Raw genomic sequence first — 6,800 nt, forward strand, 5'->3', positions numbered from 1 at the left:
CTATAGTGGTGCTTTCGTTTTACGCATATTTCGTCCKCCCAGGCTTCCGAAAAGCCTTCGACCTGTCGAAAGCCTAGACGCAAGGCAAGATTATTCTTGTCGACGCGTTCCAGCGTATTGTCCCATTCGCTGAAGTTGATATCGACAGGACGTACCTCGACGCCATGCTCGCGTGCGTCGCGGATGATTTGTGCAGGGGCATAAAAACCCATCGGTTGTGAATTCAAAAGTGCTGCCGCGAATGTTGCTGGATGATGGCATTTGATCCAGGAGGAAATATAAACGAGGATCGCAAAACTCGCCGCATGGCTTTCCGGGAAACCATACTCACCAAAGCCCTTGATCTGGTTGAAGCAGTTTTCGGCAAAGCTCCGCTCATAACCACGGCGGACCATCCCCTCCACCATTTTCCCTTCCATTTCGCTGATTGTGCCGACATTGCGGAATGTGGCCATGGAACGGCGCAATTTATTGGCTTCGTCGGGGGTGAATTTCGCTGCCTCTATGGCAATGCGCATGGCTTGTTCCTGGAATAGAGGTACACCAAGGGTCCTGCCGAGAACATTTCTCAGTTCGTCCTTGTCACCATGTTTAGGGGACGGAGACGGATAGTGGACTTTCTCTATTTTATTGCGCCGACGCAGATAGGGATGAACCATATCGCCCTGGATTGGACCAGGACGAACGATGGCAACCTCGATTACCAGATCATAGAATTTTCTTGGTCGAAGACGCGGCAGCATGTTCATTTGTGCGCGGCTTTCCACCTGGAACACGCCGAGGGAATCGGCATTGCAGAGCATGTCGTAAACCGCGAGGTCTTCTTGGGGAATCGTTGCCAGTTCGTAACGTTTGCCCCCATGCAGATGAATAATGTCAAAAGCCTTGCGAATGCAGGTCAGCATACCAAGTGACAGCACATCCACCTTCATGATGTTGAGTTCGTCGATGTCATCCTTATCCCACTCTATGAAGGTACGGTCTTTCATAGCCGCAGGGCCGACAGGGACGGTTTCGTCCAAGCGCTCCTGCGTCAGTACAAATCCACCCACATGCTGGGAAAGGTGGCGTGGAAAACCAATCAATTCGGTCGCGAGCCGGACAGCGCGCCGTATCATGACATTATCGGGATCCAGTCCGGCTTGCCGAACCTCGTTCTTCTCAACCGCTGTGCCCCAGCTGCCCCAGACCATATTGGCCAGCGCAGCAGTAACGTCTTCGGTCAGTCCCAAAGCCTTGCCCACATCACGGATAGCGCTGCGCGGGCGGTAGCTGATGACAGTGGCCACGATGGCCGCTCGATTGCGACCGTAACGCTCATAGACCCATTGCATCACTTCTTCGCGGCGTTCATGCTCGAAATCGACATCGATATCCGGTGGTTCCTTCCGCTCCGCCGAGAGGAACCGTTCGAACAAGACATCCGTGTGTTTTGGATCAACTGCTGTGATAGCAAGACAATAACAGACCGCGGAATTAGCAGCGGAGCCGCGGCCCTGGCAAAGAATATTCTGCGAGCGAGCATATTTGACGATGTCATAAACCGTGAGGAAATAGGGTGCATATTCAAGCCCTTCGATTATCGCCAGCTCCTTCCGCAGAATCGCACATACCTTTTCCGGAATGCCTTCAGGATAGCGTTGTGCCGCACCTTTCCACGTTTCCTCGGATAGATATTGTTGCGGTGTCTTACCCGGTGGCACAGGTTCGTCGGGATAGTCATACTTCAGCTGATCGAGGCAAAAGCCGATCGGCTCAACGAAACGCTGTGTTTCCCGAAGCGCTGCGGGCAAATGCCGGAAAAGTCGCTGCATTTCATCCGGCGATTTCAAATGCCGTTCTGCATTCTTTTCCAGCTTGCGTCCGGCCGTATCGATCGTGACATGTTCGCGAATGCAGGTCAGCACATCCTGCAACGGTCGCCGCGCAGCGGTGTGATAAAGCACATTGTTGATCGCCAGCAAGGGAACGTTGGCCTCAGTTGCAATACGCGCCAGCTTCTCGCCGTACCGCCGGTCTGCACCCTGATGCGGCATTGCCAAGGCAAGCCAGACAGAGCCCGGTGCAGCAATGACAAGTTTTCTCAGGAACGCAGTTAAGATTTTATCTGCCCGTAACGGCGGAACGACCGCGATCTGAAAATCTTTTGCTCGAAAAAGAAAATCTTCGAAAAGAAGGTGGCACTCACCCTTGATTTTCGCCCGATCCTTGCCTTCGCTCAAAAGACGGCAGAGCTGACCATAGGCTGTACGGTCGCGTGGGTAGACGAGCAGATCTGGCGTGTCGTCAATAAAGACCAACCTGCATCCGATAAAGAGGTTCAGTCGTATTCCCGCTTTTTCCTTGAGCTCATTATGAGCCTTATAGGCCCGCACCACACCCGCGAGTGTGTTGCGGTCAGCGATGCCTATACCATCGAGTCCGAGTATGGCTGCAGCCTGCACCAGTTCATGCGGTTGCGAGGCGCCTTCAAGAAATGAAAAATTACTGGTGACAGCAAGTTCCGTGTAGGGTCGCATCAGGCAAAAATCCCGTGCAGAAACCAGCGCGGTGTGGGATCTCCACGCTCGTACAAGCCTTCGCGAAACACCCAGAAACGACGGCCTCTATTGTCTTCGAGGCGGTAATAATCCCGCGTCAGCGCGCCTGCATGTTCGCGCCACCACTCGGGGGCGATGCGTTCCGGTCCCTCAGCCAAGGTGATAATATGTTGAACCCGGCGCCAGGTGAATCGTGCCGGGGCGGCATCAGGGACTTCAAACGTCGCATCAATCCGCTCGGGTGGCTGAAACAATCGGATCGGCCGCTCCGGAGGATTGCCCGGATTATGTTCTGGCGTCCGTTCAAACATCATGTCCTGTCTTGCTGAGGCGGCAGGTTCAAGTGAAACTGCTCGTTCGGGAATATGCGTATCGACAGGCAGCGGGCGTAGTACACGGGAATTGCCAAGACGGATGGAAAGCCGGTCGACAAGCGTGTTGATCTCCTCTGTTTCTTGTGCCCTGTCGTCGAGGCTTTTCTGGATCGCTTGACTCTGCTCCACACGAATAGCGGCAAGCCGGATGATATCAAAACCATAACCGGCATCGAGCGGATCGCTAAGTGTGGAAAGCCGCTCTTTCAATAGTCGAAACATGGTTTTTGTTTCGGTAACGGGACGTCCGGTCTGAATGCTGATGCGGCGTACATTGCCGTCGGCGCGAAAGAAGCTGGCTTCGATCTCGCGGGCACCCTCAACTCTTTGTTGCAGGCGACGGAAAAGTTCGTCGCTCAAGGACAGAAGAACGTGTTCCACTGATTCCATAGCGATGAGCGGTTCTGCCATACGCCGCTCAACCATGCAGACAGGGACGATACGGCGAGGGGTAATAGGCTCATCCTGACGACCGAACAATGCATCGAGGCGATTAACAAGATTTGTGCCAAAACGCGCTGTGAGTGCAGCTCGGGGCAAGACATCGATATCACCAACGTTGCGTAAACCTGCCCGCTTGAGACCGGCGAGATGGTTCTCTTCGATATCGAGACTGATAAGCGGCAAGGCGTATAATCTGCGCGTCTCGTCATTCCGGTCGATGATTCCACCCGGCGAGTGTCGAGCAAGGGCACATGCTGCGGCGGGATTGCTTGCAAGAGCGGTCCGGACGATCATGCTATAGTGCTGAAGGCGCTTATGAATATCTTCAATAAGCTGGCTTTCATCGCCAAAAAGATGAATGCAGCCGGTCAGGTCGAGAATAAGGCCATGAGGCTCATCAAGTGCCACAAGCGGTGTATAGCGGGCACACCAATCGGCCAGTTTTTCAAGCAGGACAGCATCCTTGCGCGGTGAAGCGAAAGCGATATCCAGCTTTTCAAATTGCGCGCGTGCATCTGTGAGAGCCATGCCCTTGTAGAGCCCCGCCTYGGTGGCCTTTTCATCGACAGCCGTCAGCCGCAAGGCATTGGCAAGTTTGTCCACCACAATCAAAAGTTGATCAGTATGGGCGCGTCCCGGATTTTCGCGTTTGAGGCGGTCGGTAGGAAGGTGCGGAAACCATAGTGCCAGAAACCGGCTCGATCTGCCTGAAAACATGATCATCACTTTCCCATTGCAGGATCCAATGGCCTGTCATTCCCTGTCTGTTGCGTATGAGAGTGGCGTCGAAAACCGGATGTCCGGGTGCATTGGCGCCACTCGATTGCGAAGGTGCGGCACGGATCAACCAGCGAGTGACGGCGGCATTTTCGCTGGGATATGCCCCCAGTCGCAGAAGAAAGGCCGGCACATCGGTTTGTTGCGCCGTCAGCAGCAATTTGCGCGAGGCGGTCAGGTCCAGACATTTCGGGTTGCTCCAAGGCGCGATGATGACGGCGCCCGTGCCACGAATACCGAGACTGTCCGAAGCAGCTTTCAAAACATCCTGTGGTGAGGCGCATCGCACTATGATGAGGCGTTGTGGATCAAGTCCGATATTTTGCAAGCCGGGAGCATATGGGAAGCCATTTTCTTGCGCTGCAAAATCTTCTTCCAACCATAGAACAGGGCTTTGATCCGGAGATGCGCGCAGGACAAGGGCAATAGCGAAACCGGTCGCCGCACCTGCGTCGCCTGCTTCTTCTGCGAAGATTTCATGCACGGCACCACGCTGCATCCCCTCGCGGAAGACGCGGTCGATATCATTGTCGCCGAAGTCAAAGGCGGAGCGCTGCGCAGCACGCGCATTCCTCTCTCCAAGAGATGCGATGTCGCGTCTCAACGCCGCAAGATCGACGGTTGTCACTACGGTAACCTTCCAATGTTCATGATATGTTCTATTATGGAATCCGATGACAGCAAGAGTCAAGCGGCATGTATCAGGTTGTTGGATGCACCATTATCGATCGATACGGGTGGAGAGAATAATCGACGACATGGTGCGTTCGACACCTTCAAGAGCGCCGATTTCGTCGAGCAATTTGTCCAGTTCCTGTATCGAAGGTGCCTCAACGATAACGATCATATCGAATTGACCGCTAACAGAATGAAGCGTTCTGACCCAGGCGATCTTCCGCAAGGCCGCCTCAACCTTCACAGCCAGTTTCGGCAAGGCTGTCACCAGCACATGCGCCTTGACCAGGTTCTGTTCGTATTCGGGAGAAAGCTGAACGCTATACCCCCTTATCATACCGCGTTTTTCCAGCCGCTCGATGCGGCTTTGCACAGTGGTGCGTGATACGCGCAGCTTGCGGGCAAGCTCGGCAGTCGAGGCTCTCGCATTCTCGCGCAGCAATGAAAGCAGGGCATGATCGGCTTCTGACAGCATAATGACAAATCCAATCGGCATATCGACAAAATTATAACGTTGTTTCGTCAATTTATAGACTTCATTTCGCCGAGCAATATGCGAAATTCATATAAAGTTTTTATATGCGAGGGGAATCAAATGAAAGAGATCGTTGTCGTTGGTGCAGGGAAAATCGGTGGGACCATCGCCAATCTTCTGGCTGGTACGGGAGATTATCGCGTAACGGTCGTCGACCGGGCACAAGCCCAGCTAGATGCCTTGGATGTATCGCCGCTCGTTGGAACCGCCTGCATCGAGATTGCTGAAGTTGGAGCGCTTGAAAGCGTTCTCAATGGCAAATTCGCCGTGCTGAGTGCAGCCCCGTTCCATCTGACCACGCGCATAGCTGAAGCGGCCGCCAAATCCGGCGTGCATTATCTCGATCTGACAGAAGACGTAGCCAGCACACGCATCGTCAAGCAGCTGGCAATGACTGCCAAGACTGCTTTCATTCCCCAATGCGGCCTTGCTCCGGGTTTCATCTCGATTGTAGCCAACGATCTGGCCAAACGCTTCGATACGCTGGAAAGCGTGCGCATGCGCGTTGGCGCACTGCCGCAATATCCGTCAAACGCACTGAACTACAATCTGACATGGAGCACGGACGGGGTTATCAACGAATATTGCGAGCCCTGTGAAGCGATCGTCGATGGCGAGTTGACGGAGGTGCCGCCGCTTGAAGAGCGCGAGGAATTCTCGCTCGACGGGGTGACCTATGAGGCGTTCAATACGTCAGGCGGTCTTGGCACATTGTGCGAAACACTTCTCGGCAAGGTGCGTACACTTAACTATCGCACCATTCGTTATCCGGGCCACGCGGCCATCATGAAGGCGCTGCTCAACGACCTTGGACTGCGTGATCGGCGCGATGTGTTCAAGGATATTCTCGAAAACGCCTTGCCATCTACCTTGCAGGATGTCGTCGTGATTTTCGTTACGGTCAGCGGCCGCAAGAAGGGCCGTCTTCTTCAGGAAACCTATGCCAACAAGGTCTATAGCGGCCATATCGGATCGCAACTTTATAGCGGGATCCAGATCACGACGGCGTCGGCCATCTGTGCCGTGCTTGACATGCTTGCGAACGGTGCCTTGCCGCAGCAAGGTTTTCTCAAGCAGGAAGATATTGCGCTTGACGCGTTTCTCGCCAATCGTTTCGGCAAGGCCTATGCGCAAGCGGAATCAGCTGGGCGGCTGGTTGCATAGCATAGTCCCAACAAAAAAAGGCCACCTCAGGGGTGGCCTTTTTGTATTATGAACTCAATGATCAGATCCATTCGCCCTTGCGCATCACTGGGATAGCCGAACCGTCCTTGTTGATGCCGTCTACGTCGATCTCGCCAGAACCGATCATCCAGTCGATGTGAATCAGGCTCTTGTTACCACCACGCGCTGCAACTTCATCGGGCGTCAGCTCGCCACCGTTGACGAAGCATTTCGAATAGCATTGGCCGAGCGCGATGTGGCTTGCAGCGTTTTCGTCGAAAAGCGTGTTGA

At 54.1% G+C, this 6,800-nt stretch carries 6 protein-coding genes; 1 reads left to right on the forward strand and 5 read right to left on the reverse strand.

Features of this window, described 5'->3' with window-relative positions; genetic code table 11:
• The 4 genes from ACXJ5O_RS15360 to ACXJ5O_RS15375 form a co-directional block, all read right to left on the reverse strand.
• A partial coding sequence (locus ACXJ5O_RS15360; RefSeq protein WP_457300644.1) for an error-prone DNA polymerase occupies window positions 1–2,519 on the reverse strand: 2,519 nt, incomplete at its 3' end.
• Window positions 2,519–3,964: a Y-family DNA polymerase gene (locus ACXJ5O_RS15365; RefSeq protein ID WP_457300648.1), complete on the reverse strand. Its 1,446-nt coding sequence runs from the start codon at window positions 3,962–3,964 to the stop codon at window positions 2,519–2,521. The genes ACXJ5O_RS15360 and ACXJ5O_RS15365, both read right to left, overlap by 1 nt.
• Before the next feature lie 13 nt (window positions 3,965–3,977).
• Window positions 3,978–4,763: an ImuA family protein gene (locus ACXJ5O_RS15370; RefSeq protein ID WP_457300645.1), complete on the reverse strand. Its 786-nt coding sequence runs from the start codon at window positions 4,761–4,763 to the stop codon at window positions 3,978–3,980.
• 93 nt (window positions 4,764–4,856) lie between these two features.
• Window positions 4,857–5,285: an Lrp/AsnC family transcriptional regulator gene (locus ACXJ5O_RS15375; protein WP_457300649.1), complete on the reverse strand. Its 429-nt coding sequence runs from the start codon at window positions 5,283–5,285 to the stop codon at window positions 4,857–4,859.
• 120 nt (window positions 5,286–5,405) lie between these two features.
• Between ACXJ5O_RS15375 and ACXJ5O_RS15380 the strand changes: the two genes are divergently transcribed.
• Window positions 5,406–6,509 carry a saccharopine dehydrogenase C-terminal domain-containing protein gene (locus ACXJ5O_RS15380; protein WP_457300646.1) on the forward strand — a complete coding sequence of 368 codons (1,104 nt, stop codon included), beginning with the start codon at window positions 5,406–5,408 and terminating at the stop codon, window positions 6,507–6,509.
• 61 nt (window positions 6,510–6,570) lie between these two features.
• On the opposite strand, the gene ACXJ5O_RS15385 is transcribed toward ACXJ5O_RS15380, so the two are convergent.
• A partial coding sequence (locus tag ACXJ5O_RS15385; protein WP_457300647.1) for an aminopeptidase occupies window positions 6,571–6,800 on the reverse strand: 230 nt, incomplete at its 5' end.

This window comes from Phyllobacterium sp. P5_D12 (assembly GCF_054049495.1).

Excerpts from the sequence above, each read along its gene's own strand:
- ACXJ5O_RS15375 (WP_457300649.1), bottom strand. The coding sequence starts at position 5,285 with ATGCTGTCAGAAGCCGATCATGCCCTGCTTTCATTGCTGCGCGAGAAT.
- ACXJ5O_RS15380 (WP_457300646.1), top strand. The coding sequence starts at position 5,406 with ATGAAAGAGATCGTTGTCGTTGGTGCAGGGAAAATCGGTGGGACCATC.